Annotated in this window: 15 protein-coding genes and 1 riboswitch; of the genes, 4 read left to right on the forward strand and 11 right to left on the reverse strand. The window is 43.8% G+C overall.

Annotated elements, in window-relative coordinates:
- The first annotated feature begins 44 nt into the window (after nucleotides 1-44).
- Together QNI08_RS18205 and QNI08_RS18210 are read left to right on the forward strand one after the other, a co-directional pair.
- Nucleotides 45-245, forward strand: a complete 201-nt coding sequence (locus QNI08_RS18205) for a DUF3311 domain-containing protein (protein ID WP_064464075.1) — start codon at nucleotides 45-47, stop codon at nucleotides 243-245.
- Nucleotides 242-1,696 carry a sodium:solute symporter family protein gene (locus tag QNI08_RS18210; protein WP_285768821.1) on the forward strand — a complete coding sequence of 485 codons (1,455 nt, stop codon included), beginning with the start codon at nucleotides 242-244 and terminating at the stop codon, nucleotides 1,694-1,696. Before QNI08_RS18205 ends, QNI08_RS18210 begins: the two co-directional genes overlap by 4 nt.
- 112 nt (nucleotides 1,697-1,808) lie before the next feature.
- Here the strand turns inward: QNI08_RS18210 and argH are convergent, their stop codons facing one another.
- The 4 genes from argH to QNI08_RS18230 all read right to left on the reverse strand — a co-directional run bounded on the left by argH (nucleotide 1,809) and on the right by QNI08_RS18230 (nucleotide 6,522).
- Entirely contained in the window at nucleotides 1,809-3,293 is a 1,485-nt protein-coding gene (argH, locus tag QNI08_RS18215; RefSeq protein WP_285768822.1) for an argininosuccinate lyase, read from the reverse strand.
- A gap of 1,018 nt (nucleotides 3,294-4,311) precedes the next feature.
- Nucleotides 4,312-5,046 (reverse strand): amino acid ABC transporter ATP-binding protein, encoded by a 735-nt coding sequence (locus QNI08_RS18220; RefSeq protein WP_285768823.1) that lies wholly within the window; start codon nucleotides 5,044-5,046, stop codon nucleotides 4,312-4,314.
- On the reverse strand, nucleotides 5,043-5,687 hold the full coding sequence (locus tag QNI08_RS18225) for an amino acid ABC transporter permease (protein ID WP_285768824.1): 645 nt from the start codon (nucleotides 5,685-5,687) through the stop codon (nucleotides 5,043-5,045). Before QNI08_RS18225 ends, QNI08_RS18220 begins: the two co-directional genes overlap by 4 nt.
- A 58-nt stretch (nucleotides 5,688-5,745) precedes the next feature.
- Nucleotides 5,746-6,522, reverse strand: a complete 777-nt coding sequence (locus QNI08_RS18230) for a transporter substrate-binding domain-containing protein (protein ID WP_285768825.1) — start codon at nucleotides 6,520-6,522, stop codon at nucleotides 5,746-5,748.
- A 212-nt stretch (nucleotides 6,523-6,734) separates the two neighbouring features.
- On the opposite strand from QNI08_RS18230, the gene QNI08_RS18235 reads away from it, so the two are divergent.
- Both QNI08_RS18235 and QNI08_RS18240 read left to right on the forward strand, forming a co-directional pair.
- Nucleotides 6,735-7,004 carry a hypothetical protein gene (locus tag QNI08_RS18235; protein ID WP_285768826.1) on the forward strand — a complete coding sequence of 90 codons (270 nt, stop codon included), beginning with the start codon at nucleotides 6,735-6,737 and terminating at the stop codon, nucleotides 7,002-7,004.
- A gap of 102 nt (nucleotides 7,005-7,106) precedes the next feature.
- Nucleotides 7,107-7,188, forward strand: a riboswitch (cyclic di-GMP riboswitch).
- A gap of 57 nt (nucleotides 7,189-7,245) precedes the next feature.
- Nucleotides 7,246-8,784 (forward strand): methyl-accepting chemotaxis protein, encoded by a 1,539-nt coding sequence (locus QNI08_RS18240; RefSeq protein ID WP_285768827.1) that lies wholly within the window; start codon nucleotides 7,246-7,248, stop codon nucleotides 8,782-8,784.
- 137 nt (nucleotides 8,785-8,921) lie between these two features.
- Here QNI08_RS18240 and QNI08_RS18245 read toward each other — a convergent pair whose 3' ends face one another.
- From QNI08_RS18245 to pdaA, 7 genes are all read right to left on the reverse strand, one after another.
- Nucleotides 8,922-10,064 (reverse strand): M20 metallopeptidase family protein, encoded by a 1,143-nt coding sequence (locus tag QNI08_RS18245; protein ID WP_285768828.1) that lies wholly within the window; start codon nucleotides 10,062-10,064, stop codon nucleotides 8,922-8,924.
- 18 nt (nucleotides 10,065-10,082) lie between these two features.
- Nucleotides 10,083-11,483 (reverse strand): YfcC family protein, encoded by a 1,401-nt coding sequence (locus QNI08_RS18250; RefSeq protein ID WP_285768829.1) that lies wholly within the window; start codon nucleotides 11,481-11,483, stop codon nucleotides 10,083-10,085.
- A gap of 539 nt (nucleotides 11,484-12,022) precedes the next feature.
- Nucleotides 12,023-12,538, reverse strand: coding sequence for a YehS family protein (locus tag QNI08_RS18255; RefSeq protein ID WP_285768830.1), 516 nt, complete (start codon nucleotides 12,536-12,538; stop codon nucleotides 12,023-12,025).
- Nucleotides 12,539-12,679: 141 nt separating this feature from the next.
- Nucleotides 12,680-13,681: a tRNA dihydrouridine synthase gene (locus QNI08_RS18260; RefSeq protein ID WP_285768831.1), complete on the reverse strand. Its 1,002-nt coding sequence runs from the start codon at nucleotides 13,679-13,681 to the stop codon at nucleotides 12,680-12,682.
- A 127-nt stretch (nucleotides 13,682-13,808) separates the two neighbouring features.
- Nucleotides 13,809-15,197, reverse strand: a complete 1,389-nt coding sequence (rlmD, locus tag QNI08_RS18265; RefSeq protein WP_285768832.1) for a 23S rRNA (uracil(1939)-C(5))-methyltransferase RlmD — start codon at nucleotides 15,195-15,197, stop codon at nucleotides 13,809-13,811.
- On the reverse strand, nucleotides 15,194-16,078 hold the full coding sequence (locus QNI08_RS18270; protein ID WP_285768833.1) for a DNA-3-methyladenine glycosylase family protein: 885 nt from the start codon (nucleotides 16,076-16,078) through the stop codon (nucleotides 15,194-15,196). The genes rlmD and QNI08_RS18270 overlap by 4 nt, the downstream gene beginning before the upstream one ends.
- Before the next feature lie 123 nt (nucleotides 16,079-16,201).
- Nucleotides 16,202-16,987, reverse strand: a complete 786-nt coding sequence (gene pdaA / locus QNI08_RS18275) for a delta-lactam-biosynthetic de-N-acetylase (RefSeq protein WP_285768834.1) — start codon at nucleotides 16,985-16,987, stop codon at nucleotides 16,202-16,204.
- Nucleotides 16,988-17,019 lie beyond the last annotated feature (32 nt).

The following is a 17,019-nucleotide window of genomic DNA, read 5'->3' on the forward strand; positions in this document are numbered from 1 at the left end:
GTTGGCGGACGCTTCACTTTATATAAAACGGAGGGGTTTGTTTTATGAAGATGATATATATCCTTACACTAGTTCCTTTTATAGGTATACTAGGGTTCCTGCCTTTTGTGAATAGGATAGAGCCTTATGTTTTGGGAATGCCCTTCAATATGTTCTGGATGTCGATGTGGGTGGTCCTTACCTCTGTCATTTTGGGCATCATGTATAAGCTGGATCCAAGGAATCGCGAAGGTGACCAGGAATGAATAGTGCCCTTATCATTATTTTGGCATTTTTACTTTTATCGATATTTCTAGGCATTCGCTCCTCCAGAGGAAAGGATATGAACCTCGAGCAATGGACAGTCGGCGGACGCGGGTTTGGGGCGATCTTCGTCTTTTTATTGATGGCAGGGGAAATTTATACGACCTTCTCCTTTCTTGGCGGCAGCGGCTGGGCCTACGGCAAGGGTGCACCCGCCTTGTATGTTCTCATTTATATTACATTGTCTTACGTCTTATCTTATTGGCTCCTACCGGAAATATGGAAATATGCCACGGAAAATGAACTGATGTCCCAATCCGACTTTTTTGTTAGCAAATATAAAAGTCCTTTCCTCGGCATTTTGGCGGCGGTCGTCGGTGTGGTGTCGATGATTCCAGTAATCGTCGTACAGCTGAAGGGGTTGGGAATCATCGTATCCGAAGCATCTTATGGTGGCATTTCCATGTCAGCGGCGGTTTGGATGGGGGCCCTCAGCCTGACCATTTATGTCATGATATCCGGTATACATGGATCCGTCTGGACTGCAGTCATTAAAGATACCTTGATGATTGTCATTATAGGATTTTTGGGGATTTATTTGCCCCTTCATTATTTTGGCGGTTTTCAACCGATGTTTGAAGCCGTTGACGCAGCTAAACCCGGTTTTCTGAAGCTTCCTGACGAGGGGCTTAGCGTATCATGGTTCATCTCCACGGTAATCCTGCTCGTGTTCGGATTCTATATGTGGCCGCAGGTTTTCAGTGCGGTATATTCAGCGCGCAGCGGGAAGGTCTTTCGCAAAAATGCCATCATCAGCCCCATCTATACACTCATGCTATTATTCGTGTTTTTCGTGGGGTTCACAGCCATATTGAAAGTACCCGGGCTCGTCGGTGCGGATGCCGACCTTTCCTTGCTCCGTCTTTCGATCGAAACGTTCGATCCATGGTTCATCGGCATAATTGGCGGGGCAGGATTACTGACCGCACTGGTGCCGGGATCGATGCTATTGATGAGTGTCGCTACGCTGCTCGCGAAAAACGTCTATAAGGAAATGGCACCTGCCGCATCGGATAGGCACATCGTAAGATTGGCGAAATCTCTTGTGCCCATCATAGCCCTTATCGCCGTCTACTTTACCTTGAACGGCGGCGATACGATGTCAGCATTGATCCTGATGGGATACAGTCTCATTACACAGCTCTTCCCGTCCCTTCTCTTTAGTTTGAAAAGAAATAATCCTATCAATAAATATGGTGCAATTGCCGGCATCATCAGCGGGTTGGCCATCGTCACCTGCATCACCATCAGTCAGTCGACGATTGGAACCCTGTTTCCATCCTTGCCGCAAGCGGCGAAGGATTTGAATGTCGGAATCATCGCACTAGCGGTCAATTTCTTGGTGATGCTCCTGGTAAGCCTTGCGTTCAGTAAGAGGGCGGCTCAGACATGACCTGCTCTTTACTAACGCAAACATCTAAATGACATTAAAAGGCCCGGTCATAAGACTGGGCCTTTCGCTTGTTGAACTGGATTTTTGCACGTCCCTTTATGCCCTGGATGCATCAAAACTCCAATAAAGCCTTCCTTCGGTCCTTCAATGCTTTTACCGTGTTCCTGCAATCCTGCACCTGTTTCTCCAGTCTTTGTTTTCTCTCCACTATCATCCTTGATACCTCTTTTGGGCTTGGTCCGCCTTGGATGCTTCTTATCTTGACAAAGTACTCAGGGGAGATGACTTTTTTCCATTCATCTCCCGAAATAGTTACTGAAACGAATTCATTCATCATCTTGTTAATGTCTGCTATTTCCCAATCATATAGCTCTTTCCCTTCACTTAATGAACGGCTTGCAATCTGACTGGCTATCGAGTGGGCACTTCTGAATGGTATCTTATGGTCCCTTGTGAGTGTATCGGCCAACTCAGTAACCGTTATACTGGATTTTGCCGCCATTCCCTTCGTATGTGCTTCATTCACCTTCAACGTGGCAATGACGGCATACATAAGTTTCATGACACGGCCAGCTTTCGAAAAAGCCCGGTACAAATGCGGCTGCAAATCATCTTCCGTATCGACAATATCGCCAAATGGCGTATTGTGGATCATATTCATGGCAGCAAGGGCATCACCATACGCACTGCTTGCAATGGAGCGGGAATGTTCAATGGAAACCGGATTCCTTTTTTGCGGCATGATGCTGCTTACTTGGACATATGGATCTGCCACATGAAATGTACCAAACTCCCTTGTGACATGCTGCAAGAAATCCTGGATCCATCTTCCGGCATCGATCATGCACGTCATGATCGCCGTCGCAGTTTCCACTAAATAATCGGCACCGGCAATCGAGTCATAGGAATTTTCAATAATCGAATCGAACCCAAGCAATTCAGCAGTGCGATGACGGCATATCGGAAAGCCCGTCGTTGTCAATGCGGCGGCACCAAGTGGAGACTGGTTCACCGTTTCGTAAGCTGCCCATAGCCTGCCTGCATCTCTTTGAAGAACATCATGAATGGCCAGGAAATAATGGCCCAATGTTGTTGGCTGGGCCGGCTGAGTATGTGTATAGCCAGTTATATAAGTTTCTGCATGCTTCTCTGCCTGCAGGAGGAAGACTTCACGCAAACCATCTACATGACCGATCAATTGAAGCAGATGATCTCTTAATATAAGCCGGTACATCGCTACCCCCATATCATTGCGACTGCGGCCAATATGGATTTGGCCAGCTAGCTCATGGCCGATTTCATCACCGATCTTGGCCTCCATCATGAAAAACAAGTCTTCGAATGGCGGTTCATAGGCAAGCGCGGTGAGATCTGTCTGAGCCACTTTCCGGATGCCCTCCAGCATAATTTTCGCTTCAGTTTGCTTAATGATCTTTTGTTCCGAAAGCATGACCACATGTGCCCGATGAATATCGAACATCGCATGAAACAAGTAATCTCTTTGATCATTAAAAACAGGCATCAGGAGCTCTTCTGCATATGTTTTCCCAGGAAAAGCACTGCCTTCATTTTTGATAAATTCATCAAGCTTACCCATTTTCTTACCCCCGCTTTATTAGGCCTTTGGCACCTTGATTCCCCAAAAAACCGTTCGAAATAAAGAGCACGAAAACAATTGATTTGAACCATCCCATAAGCGGCAGCCTTCCCCTTATTGAATCTCCGCAGCATGATTTCAATGGAAATCGGTCCATTGAATATCGTATACTGCAGCACCGGAGTTGGAAATTTCCCCGACGGCCTCACTGAATGCCCATAAAGTCCTGCCAATATACCAGGCATGAAGAGCTTCAAAATCACACTTCTGAAGGCGTAAAACCAATCCGCCCCCAAGGGGTTTTATATGGGAATATACGAGCCTTTGCTATATTTCATTAATGATCCTCCTCATTACTTACATTTAAAACGTTACATAACACGATTTTCATCTTGGTGCCGCCTATACTTTTTATATACTCATCACATCAGGGCCTTACCTTGTTTAGTAGGTAAAATGACTAATTATTTTAGGGGGAGTTCACTCGCTTAAACCGGCTGATTATAATAGTTACTTCCAACCATTTATAAATATAACCATAAAAGTTCTCAAGGTAAGTCAGGAAACAGGACTAACTGATATTTTCTTTCACGAAGTTTATGGTGGCTGAAATGAAAAATACAAATAATATCGCTAGGTATAGGAAAGAGACCTGTACTCCCCGATGAAATGGAACGACTCGTTTGAAACATTCATATCCACCGCCTATTCAATGGCAGAATCTTGATGGTCAAATACGGCAAAGGCACCTTCCTATCTTTTAGTTAAATGTAAGTGGATTGGAATGGAAGGCAACGAGACTCCTGTGGGAAATACGCTTCATCGTGAGACACCACAGGCTGAACTCCCTATGTACCTAAAAAAGGTTTCTTTTTCATAAATAAAAAAAGTTATGCACAAAGTGAAGGCAAGGGGATGGACAATCGGGTTGCCCCTCATGTCCACATTCCTTTATCCACACTTTATGCACAACTTCTGTCATGGCTCACTTATTTGACCGGCCAGCTCATGATTTTTGTTATAGCACCTTACCCAAGAAGGATTTGGTTCTTTCATGCTGAGGATTGCCGAATAATTCACCAGGTTCATTTTCTTCAACAATGTACCCGCCATCCATGAAAATGACGCGGTCACCGACTTCGCGGGCAAAGCCCATCTCATGCGTGACGACGACCATTGTCATGCCCTCCTTGGCAAGCTGCTTCATTACCTCTAAAACATCCCCGACCATTTCAGGATCAAGTGCTGAAGTAGGCTCGTCGAATAGCATGATCTTTGGATTCATTGCCAGTGCCCTTGCGATCGCGACCCGCTGCTTTTGTCCGCCGGAAAGCTCCCCTGGATAGCTGTTAGCCTTTTCCCGCAAGCCCACCTTATCCAATAGCTCTAGCGCCAATTTACCGGCCTCGGCTTTCTCGGTGGCACGGATCTTGATCGGGCCCAATGTGATGTTTTCGAGCACGGTCTTATGAGGAAATAGATTGAAATGCTGAAAGACCATGCCAACCTCTTGCCGCACTTTATTTATATTGATTTTCCCTTTCGGATCGGTGATATTATGTCCGTTTACGATCACTTCACCGCCTGTAACCTCCTCTAGAAGGTTCAGGCATCTTAAAAATGTACTTTTTCCAGATCCAGAAGGCCCGATTACACAAATGACTTCCTTTTCCTGCACTTCTGCATTAATATCTTTTAAAACTTCTACAGCTCCAAAGGATTTTCTCAAATTCTTTACAGTAATGATGCTCATCGCACTTGGACCCTCCTTTCAATGAAATTGGCAATAAGGGTGATCAGATAAATGATGATAAAGTAAATGACACCTACGACCAGCCAGATCTTGAATGCCTCAAACGTTGCCGAAGCTTGAATCTGGCCTTGCTGCGTTAAATCGGCGATCCCGATGACCGACAATAAGGATGTATCTTTCAAGCTAATGATCGATTGGTTCGTTATTGTAGGGAGCATCCGCCTGAAGGCTTGCGGCAGCACGACATAGCGCATCGTTTGAGTTCCTGTGAACCCGATTGACCTTGCCGCCTCCGTTTGGCCTTTATCGATGGATTGTATCCCCGCTCTTATTATTTCAGCAAAATATGCTCCCGCATTGATCGCAACGGTGATGATTCCCGCTGTCGTACTGTTCAATGAAATGATATTCAGTGAATTCACTCCGAAATAAATAAAAAACAGCTGCACGATGAACGGTGTCCCTCGTATTGCATCCACATAAATCTTTGCGATCCAGTTCAAGATCTTGATAGGGGCAAGTCGCAGCAGAGCGACTACTAAACCAATCAAAAAACCGAGGATAATGGCAATCACAAAGATGTAAAGCGTCACCTGAAGCCCTTTTACCAACATAGGTAAAGCCGCAGCTATAATATCCATACCTTTCACCCCTCCGAAAAAGAAAGCGCGCCTTAGGCGCGCTTATTGAGCCTTTAATCTATTCAGCAAGATACGTTTTTATGATTTCATCATACTTGCCGTCTTTTTTGAGATTGGCAAGTCCATCATTTATTTTCTTCAATAGTTCTTTGTTTTCGCCTTTCAATACAGCAATTCCATACTGGTCCCCATTCAAGCGGTCACCTACGGTTTTCAAGCCAAGGTCTTTTTGGGCGATGGCATAGGAGATGACGGGATAATCTTCGATGAGTGCATCGGCATTACCATTCGAAACTTCCTGGAACATCGCTGGAGAATCATTGAACTGGACCACTTTAATCTTTAATTTACTGGCATTATCCTGTGCGTATTTAGCACCGGTTGTCCCTTTTTTGACCGCTACTGTCTTCCCTTTTAGGTCAGCAACCGATTTAGTGGTCTTGTTATCTTTTGTAACCACGACAGTCAGGCCAGCATCGAAATACGGTGTCGAGAAATCAACAATTTTTTTTCTATCTTCGGTAATGCTCATGCCTGCAATGGCCACATCAAGCTGATTGGCCTGCATGGCTGGAATGATTCCGCCGAAATCCATTGGAGATAGCTTGATTTTGAAATTCTGGTCTTTCGCTATTGCCTTGATTAAATCAATATCAATGCCTTTATATTCGTTTCCTTCTTTGAATTCAAACGGTGGATATGTCGTATCCACGCCAACTTTATATACTTTTTCATTTTCCTTTTCCTCACCTGCATTTTTCCCATCATTGCTCCCACATGCGGAGATAAAGATGGTCAAAATCAAAAACAAACTAAGTAAACCAAGTTTCTTCATTGAAATCACTCCAATTCTTTGTTTTCGTGATAATAAATAATTCTCCCTATAATATAGCATAAGAATAAAGTATTATAATATGAATTTTTCGAATAAATATTATTTTCTTCAAATAATATTTATGGATGTTTTTCCCACCCCCTCAAAATTACCGGCATCTTAATATGAAAAAGGCCGCATATGGCGAAAACTTCATGAAAAGGAGACATGCAATGAGCAAAACAGATAAAAGAAATAAATTATTGGAAGAACCCTTCACTTATATCCTTACAAAAAAAGCGACCATAATCATTTACTTCAATAAGAAGCAAATCAAGATCGTAAAAGCGAAAGAAGCCGAACGGCTGATAAAAAAACTGAATGACTGTGCAGACAACAGATGGGAGGTCCAATTACTTCTCGCCAAAATTACGGGTAACTTTAAACACGGAAATGAAAAAGTCAGTCGGAATGAAAGCAGGAGAAACGCCACTTATAAATAAGGAAGATAATGGATAAAAAACCATTTCAGATTCTTCGAAAATATTTTTGTTGAGCTATTTTAAATCATTAATATTTCAAGATCCGAACCGATATAGTTGTTATCTAAATCCTGAGACTTTGAAGGACTATCCGTATATGGGCGCTTGGATAGTTTGGAGTCAGTAGCGCAACCGGCTAATTAAACGTTATGTTTAGTTGGCTTTTTTTTTCGGGATTATTAACTGATTGAGGAGTTTGACCATGAATAAATTCAAAGGAAATTATTTAATGTTGCTGTTTAGTGGAGGAACGGTTTTAATGGCGATTTTCATCCACATCCTGCACAGGTACACGGGGTTTCTGCAAGACTATCTTATTATGCGGGGAATAGCTCAGCTCCCTTCTCACCTTACGTTTTCTTTATTCATATTGTTTGTACTGCCTATCCTATTCTTCGTTATGGCCAGTATTTTCTATAAGAAAAATATAAATCATCCATTGCTGCCGCGGTTCATCACGCTCTGCCTCACCTTTTCATCCATATCGATGATAGCCGGGGGAAATGGTTTGATTGAATATCATTTTTCAATTTTCATGGTCATTGCTTTGATTGCTTTCTTTGATTCCATCCAGCTTGTCCTGTTGAGTACGATGATTTTTGCCATACAACACCTGGCAGGTTACTTCATATTTCCGGAGCTCCTTTGCGGAACATCCAATTATGCGTTTTCGCTTCTGTTGGTCCACGCTGTTTTTTTAATTTTGACTAGCGGGGCAACAATCGTCCTGCTTTTACATAAAAAGTCGATGAAAAAAACCCTATCGGAGCAAAACAGCAAAATCGAGCAAAAAACCTTGGAGCTGCTTACGGCATTGGATATGATGTCACAAGAAATGCTGCTTGTCTCCTCGGAAATTAAGGGAACGAGTCAGGAAACAAATAGTGCTTCAGCCCAAATTAATGCCAATATCCAGGGCATGGCTCTAAAAACGGAGCGCAATCTGGACCTGACGGAAGCCAATATGATGAAGCTGAAGAGCATGGAGGAACAGGTCCTTGACCTTGGCAAGCGCACGAATGAGGTTTCCGACAACTCGGTTTCGACCAGCGGTCATGTGGATGCAGGTCAACAGTTGATGAAGAAGCTTCATATCCAATTTGAATTAGTCAATGAACATGTATCAGAGTTGGCAGGGACGTTCAACCGATTTAAACAGCGGATCCAGGAAATCGAACAATTCACAATCATGATAAACCGTATTTCCGATCAGACTAATCTTTTAGCTCTTAATGCCTCCATAGAGGCAGCACGTGCGGGAGAAGCCGGAAAGGGATTTGCAGTCGTTGCGGAAGAAGTCAGGAACCTCGCTAACCAGTCGGATTTATCTGCACAGGAAATTGTCCGTGTTGTCAGTAAAATTCAAGACGAAACGGAATTGATCCAGCAGCAAGTGGAATATTCAATCATGAATGTGGAAAAAGGAGCGAAAATCGCGAATGAATCGCAGCTGGTATTCGGATCGATTTATTCTTCCAACGAAGGTGTGAACCAGCTATTGCGTCTCTACCAATCAAGCATATCTCAATTGACGGAGACGAACAGGACCATTCATGATGTATTTGAGTCCATCCTCCATGATTCACGGGAATCTCGTTGCGCAAACCAGCAAATCGCGACTTCTACAAGTGAACAAGCATTGTTAATGGACTCTTTGATGAAGCAATCTCTCCATCTTGAGGATCAAGCAAAACAAGTGATGGATTTGGTTATCAATCTAAATCAAAAAGCTTCATCTTGAGTTGTAACCCGCATTTCAGGGAATGCGGGTTTTCGTCATCTTCCAACTGAAACGGAGCGCTCGTCGACACTCTCCTACACTCCCATTCTTTCATCATCAAAAAAAATGACCCCGCAGAAATGCCGGAGTCATACAGTTTAACTGCTATATTCTTTTACGATCGCCGTGAAAAGTTCAATCGCATCAGCGAAGACATCCTCGTCGATATCAAATTTTGGATGATGATGCGGGTATGCACTCTTTTCGCTGTTCATTCCCACAAAGATAAACGCCCCTGGCTTCTTCTGCAAGTAATAGGAAAAATCTTCTGCTCCCATATATGCGTCAACCGTTTGGAAACGTCCCTCACCAAACGTTTTTCGAATGACCGTTTCCGCATATGCGGCCTCTTTCGGATCATTCACAAGTGGAGGTGTCCCTACGATGAAGTCAATTTGCCCTTTTGCACCAAAAGTTTGGCAAAGACCTTCCGTGATTTTAACCATTTGCTGTTGGATCGTTTTTACTGACCCTACTGATAGGGCGCGGATGGTTCCGATTAGCTTCGCAGTATCGGGAATCACATTATAGGTGCTGCCGCCTTCGATTTGTCCCACCGTCAACACTCCAGAGTGAACAGGATCGAGCTTGCGGCTGATGATTCCTTGGTATGCTTGGATTAAATGAGAAGCAATATAAATCGGATCGACCGTTTCATGCGGTGTTGCTCCGTGACCGCCTGAGCCTTGGATTCTCACTTCAAAGTCATCTACTGAGGCCATTGCTGCCCCTGCCTTCAAGCCCATCCTTCCCTTTTCCATGCTTTGCCATAAATGAATGCCAAAAATCGTATCCACATTATCCAGCACACCCATTTTAATGAGACGGTCGGCACCACTTGGCGTAATTTCCTCTGCCGATTGGAATATGAATAGGATGTTTGGTTCCACTTCATTCCCAGGTTGCTTGAACCATTCGGCTGCCGCAAGCAGGATGGCCGTATGACCGTCATGTCCGCAAGCATGCGAGACACCCCTTACCTTGGAGATATACGGTTTATCGCCCTCCTCAAGGATGGGCAATGCGTCGATGTCTGCACGAAGGGCAATCGTTTTCCCGCCCTTCGTTCCCTTCATATAACCAATGACGCCGGGCGGCTCGAAATCCAGGATCTCGATATCCAATAATTCCAGTCGCTCACGTATGAATTTCGTCGTTTCCCACTCGCTGCCAGACAGCTCTGGATTTTCATGAAGGTAGCGCCGGTCCGCTACCGCCTGCTTCGCTAACGTTTCAAACATGTGAAAAAAATCTCCTTCCTAAAATGGCCCGTATTTCATCCATTCTGCCACAACTAATAATAACGCACACACGATCAATTGAATAATGAAAAAAGGGATATACCATTTCACCCATTTGTTCCATGGAATTCCCGCTATCGTAAGAGAAGCGATGAGCGCACCATTCGTCGGGAATAAGGTAGCCGCAATTCCATCCCCGAATTGAAAGGCAAGCACAGCCGTTTGCCTTGTCACACCTACAAGGTCTGCAAGAGGTGACATCAAAGGCATCGTAAGAGCAGCCTGTCCGCTTCCTGAAGGGACCAAGAAGTTAATGATGATTTGTAAAATCATCATGCCCACTGCAGTAAACGCCGAAGGCACCATATTCAATAAATCTGAAGCATAATAAAGGATTGTATCCATCAATCCACCTGATTCAAAAATGACAAGGACTCCTTGCGCCAAACCGATAATGATGGCACCGCCAATCAGTTCCGCGGAACCTTTCACAAAGCTATCGGCAATGGTGGATGGCGATAGTTTACCGATTATACCCATGATGATGCCAAACATCAAAAACAGACCGGCGATCTCGGTAATATACCACTCATATTTCATCACCCCGTAAATCAAAATGATGAAGTTAAGTAAAAATACACCCAGTACCGCTTTATGACGGAAAGACATGTTCACAGCTGGCTGTTGCTTGATATCCTGATTTAAACGCCCGAATTTCCCGTAAATGCCAAGTTCCGGATTCTGCTTCACCTTCATCGCATGGCGATAAACGAAAATGACAGCCATGATATAGAAAATACCGAATACGATCAGACGATAGCCGATGCCAGAAAAGGTCGGCAGCTCTGCGATGCCCTGTGCAACGCCTACTGTAAAAGGATTCATGAATCCAGCGGTAAAGCCCATCGAGGCACCGACCACGACGATCGCGAAGCCTGTTACCGCATCAAAGCCTAAAGCGATCGTCAGCGGCACAAGCAAACCTACATAAACTGCCGTCTCATCAGACATTCCCATCGTTGCGCCACAAATCGCAAAAAACAGCATCAAGACCGGAATGATCAATTTCTCGCGATTTGCCATCTTTCGGGCAAAAGATGTTATAAACGTATCGAGTGCCCCTGTTGCGCTAATGATGCCGAATACCCCGCCAATGATTAAAACGAAGAAAATCGTCCCTGCACCGTTGACCATGCCTGTATGAATATCACTGAACAGCTCCAAAAGCCCCACTGGCTCACTGTCGATGAATCTAAATGTTTCCGGATCGATGACGCTGCGTCCGTTAACATCAACCGTTTCATATTTGCCTGCAGGAACAATATATGTCAAAACCGCCGCAATGACGATTAACGAGAAAACTAACACATGCGCATTAATACCCGTTTTCTTTTTATTACCCTTTTTTCCTTTAAACATCTTTTGTCAAAACTCCTTAATCCAAAAGTTAACTCTTATATCATTCATTCTGTAAATTATTATTTTTAAATAACTATACATATAATTCTATATTAATACAATCCTATTTTATATAGTATTTTTAGTAGGTTTTAGTAATGACTGTATTTAAAGTGATATCTTTAAATAATAATATATTTCTGAATTTTTCATATACAGTAATTTGGAATAAGAGGGCGGAAAAAGAAACAGATTATCCCTTTTCCTGAAAATAGGAATTCGCCATAAACCGCCCAATCATTTCGTCAGATTTTCGTTTATATCGGGTGCTTTCGGCTGCTAATTCTCCATAAAAACAGGCTGATACGAAAACGCTCGGAAGTGGATGTAGAGGTCTCCGGATTGAGCGAATGGCTTGTTCAATTCATGCACAAATACAGGAAAAAGGCTTGAGCCAATGGCCCAAGCCTTCTTTCTAAATGCTTTTTTCGGACTGTGTTTTAAAAAACGCCGCATCACTATTTTGATAATGTGGGGCAGCCCCGCTTCTTCGCCGAACCTTATCCCCTGTATTTATAAGCTAATCCTTTTAAGAAGTTCCTCGCATATTTATCGCCGCACTCTTTATAGTTCCTATGCCCGACTTTTCGTAAGATGGCGCTCAATTCCCCTTTGGTTATCATGACTCCCGCTTCATACAGGATGTCAATCACGTCCTCACTGGTCAACGACAGGGCTATTTTCAATTTCTTCAGCAGAATATTATTCATGCTTTCCTTGTTCCTTGGAGCTGGTGCCGAACTTTCGGGCTGGTTCGGCTTTGGCTCTTGCTTCCCTCTTTTAAAAATGATCAAGCCATTTAAAAAGGACTCCAACATCATGTTATTGCAATTTATGCCCTCATGATCGATATCATCTTCGTAGTCATCATCAAAACCATCTTTTGGTTTTGTGAGCATCTCCATGACTTCTTCCCTTGTCACGTCAATATCCCCAAGTTTGAATATCTCTACCATATCTTTATTTTTTATGTCGAGCGCATACCTTAACCGGATTAATATATCATGATTATGCATTCATTGACCTCCTGTTTCTTTCTCATTTTTTCACAGTACCTTCATTATTTCACAAATGGATGGGAATAAACACAGCTGAAAATCCGGGACCCAATACGGATACCCGGATTTTCAGCTTCGTCACGACAAACCTTTTGAGAGTTACATCATTTCACTGTCGCCGTTTTGTTTTGAAAAGTTATCAAGCAATGCCCTGACGTCATCTGTTGATTTCGTATTCATAAGTTGGTTTCTTAATTCACCAGCTCCGCGGAATCCTTTGACATAAATTTTGAAAAAGCGATGAAGACCTGTTATGGAACGTGGCAGCACTTCCGCATATTGATCTTGAAGATCAAGCTGCAGTCTTAAAAGATCAAGGTACTCTTTACTGCTATGCTCTTTTGGTTCTTTTTCAAAAGCGAATGGATTCTTAAAAATGCCCCGCCCGATCATAACGCCATCAATCCCATATTTTTCAGCAAGCTGCAGCCCGGTTTGACGGTCCGGAATGTCTCCATTGATTGTTAGCAGCGTATTGGGTGCAATGCGGTCCCGTAATTTTTTGATTTCCGGAATCATCTCCCAATGGGCATCCACTTGGCTCATTTCCTTTCTTGTCCGTAAATGAATGGAAAGGTTCGCTATATCCTGTTTCAGGATATGCGTCAGCCACTCCTCCCACTCATTGATATCCTCAAAGCCAAGTCGAGTTTTCACACTGACAGGCAGCCCGCCCGCTTTGGCTGCTTGAATAAGGTCTGCCGCAACGTCTGGACGCAGAATCAGGCCGCTTCCTTTCCCTCTCGATGCCACATTCGGTACGGGGCAGCCCATATTGATATCGATTCCCTTGAATCCCAATTCTGCCATGCCAATACTCATTTGACGGAAATACTCGGGATTATCCCCCCAAATATGTGCCACCATTGGCTGTTCATCTTCTGTAAACGTCAAACGCCCACGGACACTTTTCATCCCCTCTGGATGACAATAGCTATCCGAGTTTGTAAACTCTGTGAAAAATACATCCGGTCGCCCGGCTTCACTTACCACATGACGAAAAACAACATCTGTGACATCTTCCATCGGTGCAAGTACAAAAAATGGCCGTGGTAAATCACGCCAAAAATTATCTATCATTTCAAACTCAAATCCTCTCACTATGGATATAACCTCCATATTCTACTTTTTCACGTATAGGAAAATCATTCTCAAAAAAAGCAAGCTATGGATTTCGACTGGATCTTCCTAGATTAATTAATAAGGAAAAGGCAACTCCCGAAACGGGTTAGTTGCCTTCTTTTAAAATGAGTTGCGAGACACATTCGACATGGCTCGTTTGCGGGAACATATCCACAGGCTGTATGGATTGCACCTCGTAAAATACGCTCAATTCTTGCAGGTCCTTTGCCAGTGTGGACGGGTTGCAGGAAACGTACACAATCTTTTTCGGTTTGGCCTTCATGATTGTTTGCAGCAGCGCTTGATCGCAACCTGTTCTTGGCGGATCGACGACGAGCATGTCCGGCTTCCACCCCTCTTTGATCCAGCGCGGCAGGATGTTTTCCGCTTTTCCTGTTTCGTAGTGCATATTGTTTCGTTTATGTTTTTTTGCATTTTTCTTGGCGTCTTCAATTGATTCCTTGATGACATCCATTCCGCGAACCTCTTTAGCATTTTCAGATAGCCAAAGTCCGATCGTGCCCACGCCGCAATAGGCATCGACCACTTTTTCCTTTCCGGTCAGGGCTGCCGCCTTTTTCACTTCATCATACATGCGGACCGTTTGTACGGGATTAAGCTGGAAGAAGGTCCGGGCAGATAGTTCGTATGATAAATCCCCTAACGTTTCGTTAATGACTTTTCCGCCAGCCAAATGAATCGTTTTCTCACCAAAAATAAGCGAAGTGTTACGGTTGTTGATGTTTTGCACGACGGATTTCACTTCAGGAAGCTGATCGCGAATTTGTTTAAGCAGCTGCTCCTTTTGGGGAATTTCTTCCGTTCCTGTTACGAGGACGACCTGCACCTCGCCTGTTTCAAAGCCTACCCGTGTGATGACCGTGCGGATCACGCCTTTTCTTTTTCTTTCGTTATAAATCGAGATGTTCAAGTTTTTCAGGATCTTTTTCACTGTGCGTGTTACTTTATTGGTTGCCTTATGCTGTACAAGGCAGTTCGGGATGTCGATCAATGTATGGGAATTCAAGCCGTATAGGCCAGCAATCAATTTCCCATCTTTTAGACCGACCTGGTACTGACTTTTATTCCGGTAATTCCAAGGGTCTTCCATGCCGATCGTTTCTTTAATATTTAATGAAGAAACTGGGAGCTTCGTGTGACGCTCCATCGCTTGAATGACGATATCGCGTTTTTCCACAAGCTGCTGGTCATAGCTTAAATGCTGCAATTGACAGCCGCCGCATTCTGCGTATACCGGACATGGCGCGGCAATGCGGTGCGGTGATTCTTTCCGGATGGTTTTAATTTTCGCCTCGGTGAAATTTTGCTGTACCTTTGTGACCGAGGCTACAATCTCCTCACCAGGCAAGGCTCCTGGGACGAAGACGACTTTCTTTTTGAAATAACCGACTCCCTCTCCGTTAATGCCAAGTCGTTTAATAGTCAGTGGAAGGGTTTGGTCGACTTCCAATTTTGTATCTTGAAGGTTTGTCATTTCTTTTCACTCCGTTTTTCAATGCTTCTCCATAAATACAGGGAAGCGTAGCTTAAATATGGGGCCCAATTGACGCTATAGGCTTCCATTTCTTCTTGGGTAGGCTTTTGCGGCAGGCTATATAAATTTTTCAGGGCATTTTGAATGCCAATATCGGCTTTAGGAAATAGATTGGGCCTACCGAGTCCGAAAAGCAGAAAGTTTTCAGCCGTCCATCTGCCGATACCGCGTATTTTTATTAGTGTATCCATAACCTCTTGATCGGATAGCTCTTCCATTCCTTCAAGTTGAAGATGGCCATGGACGATTTGCTCGGAAAGCCCGATGACGTACTCCGCTTTCCGCCCGCTGAATTGAATCGCTCGCAATTGCTCGATCCTTAGTTGGGCGGCCGCCGCCGGAGTGGGATAAAACCAAGCACCATCGATTTGGTACCCAAAGGTTTTTACGAATCGTTCCGTAAGCGTGTGGGCAAATGATAAATTCAATTGCTGGTGTATGATGCATTTGACGAGGCAACTGTAGTAATCGAAATCCAAAACGATCGCCGTTCCGCGATGTTCTTCGAAGATATCTTTTAGATCGGATTCCTGGAAATGCCGGGATACACTCTCCAATGGCTGATGCCAATGAAAGACCTTTTTTAACCGTTCAATGGCTTGAGACCTGTACACCTCTGATTGACCTTTTATGATAAAGAAGGGATCATCAATGCTTCCGATTGCCTGAACCTGCAAAACGACAGGTTCCTTTTCTATATATAGCGGAACTTTTACCGTCCTGTTCGTAAAATCAACTACTTGAAGAGGGTCTAATGATAATCGTTCGAGAACTAGATCGAAATTATAAGGCCCTTGAACCTGTAATTTTTCCGTCCACACAACTGATCCATCCTTTAGCAGTTTTCCACGTATTATAGCATGTTTCTCGGAATAATACTTAAAATCGAAGAGAATGGAAAAAAACGGGACCTGAATGTCACCACAGGTACCCGCTTTTCATCATTAATAAAGCATTCTGCTTGGCAATTGCTTTTCAATCATTAAATCATCCAGACTGCTGAATGTATACCCTTGCTTCTCAAGATCCGTCAAAATTGAATCCAGTGCCTCCGCGTTATCTTTGGAAACCGTATGCAGCAATAAAATCGCCCCAGGGTGGATCTGTTTCAGCACTTCATCATGAGCGAATGCCGCTCCCTTCTGCTGGTCTACGATCCAGTCCTTATAGGCAAGCGACCAAAAAATATGGTAATATCCTTCTTTTTTTGCAACCTCCATCGTTCTTTCGTTAAATACACCGCGAGGCGGGCGCAAATAATTCATTCCCTGTTGCCCGGTTAGTTTCTCCGTCGCTTTTTTTACCCGCTCCAGCTCAGTGCGGATGACATCATCCGTGACGCTCGTCATATCAGGGTGGTTCCACGAATGATTCCCGACGATATGGCCTTCATTTGCCATCCGGACAACCAGCTCAGGTGCTGTTTTCAAGTAATGTCCCGTAACGAAAAAAGCCCCAGGAGCCTCATGCTTCTTCAAAACATCCAATATCTGTGCCGTATAACCATTTTCATACCCGTTATCAAACGTTAGATATATATCCTTCTTCGTTGTATCCCCTTTATAAATCGCTTCATATTTAGGAAGCATTTCATTGAAGTTTTTCCCTGCATCCGCAGGTACCCCATTACTCCCCTTATTAAGACCCCAGTTGTAGGATTGCGCCATAGCCGGGCTCCCGAAAGAGCAGATCAAACATACAATAACAATTAAAATCGCCTTTTTTTTCATTGAAATATCCCCCATGTCCTTTTTCTTATTGT

It is taken from the genome of Peribacillus folii (genome assembly GCF_030271255.1).
In the GTDB taxonomy this organism is placed as follows: Bacteria; Bacillota; Bacilli; order Bacillales; family DSM-1321; genus Peribacillus.

Bases quoted from the DNA above. Each gene is read 5' to 3' on its own strand.
- QNI08_RS18205 (WP_064464075.1), top strand. From the start codon at position 45: ATGAAGATGATATATATCCTTACACTAGTTCCTTTTATAGGTATACTA.
- pdaA (WP_285768834.1), bottom strand. From the start codon at position 16,987: ATGAAAAAAAAGGCGATTTTAATTGTTATTGTATGTTTGATCTGCTCT.
- QNI08_RS18220 (WP_285768823.1), bottom strand. From the start codon at position 5,046: ATGAGCATCATTACTGTAAAGAATTTGAGAAAATCCTTTGGAGCTGTA.
- QNI08_RS18210 (WP_285768821.1), top strand. From the start codon at position 242: ATGAATAGTGCCCTTATCATTATTTTGGCATTTTTACTTTTATCGATA.
- QNI08_RS18235 (WP_285768826.1), top strand. From the start codon at position 6,735: ATGAGCAAAACAGATAAAAGAAATAAATTATTGGAAGAACCCTTCACT.
- argH (WP_285768822.1), bottom strand. From the start codon at position 3,293: ATGGGTAAGCTTGATGAATTTATCAAAAATGAAGGCAGTGCTTTTCCT.
- rlmD (WP_285768832.1), bottom strand. From the start codon at position 15,197: ATGACAAACCTTCAAGATACAAAATTGGAAGTCGACCAAACCCTTCCA.
- QNI08_RS18230 (WP_285768825.1), bottom strand. From the start codon at position 6,522: ATGAAGAAACTTGGTTTACTTAGTTTGTTTTTGATTTTGACCATCTTT.
- QNI08_RS18255 (WP_285768830.1), bottom strand. From the start codon at position 12,538: ATGCATAATCATGATATATTAATCCGGTTAAGGTATGCGCTCGACATA.
- QNI08_RS18225 (WP_285768824.1), bottom strand. From the start codon at position 5,687: ATGGATATTATAGCTGCGGCTTTACCTATGTTGGTAAAAGGGCTTCAG.
- QNI08_RS18240 (WP_285768827.1), top strand. From the start codon at position 7,246: ATGAATAAATTCAAAGGAAATTATTTAATGTTGCTGTTTAGTGGAGGA.
- QNI08_RS18245 (WP_285768828.1), bottom strand. From the start codon at position 10,064: ATGTTTGAAACGTTAGCGAAGCAGGCGGTAGCGGACCGGCGCTACCTT.
- QNI08_RS18250 (WP_285768829.1), bottom strand. From the start codon at position 11,483: ATGTTTAAAGGAAAAAAGGGTAATAAAAAGAAAACGGGTATTAATGCG.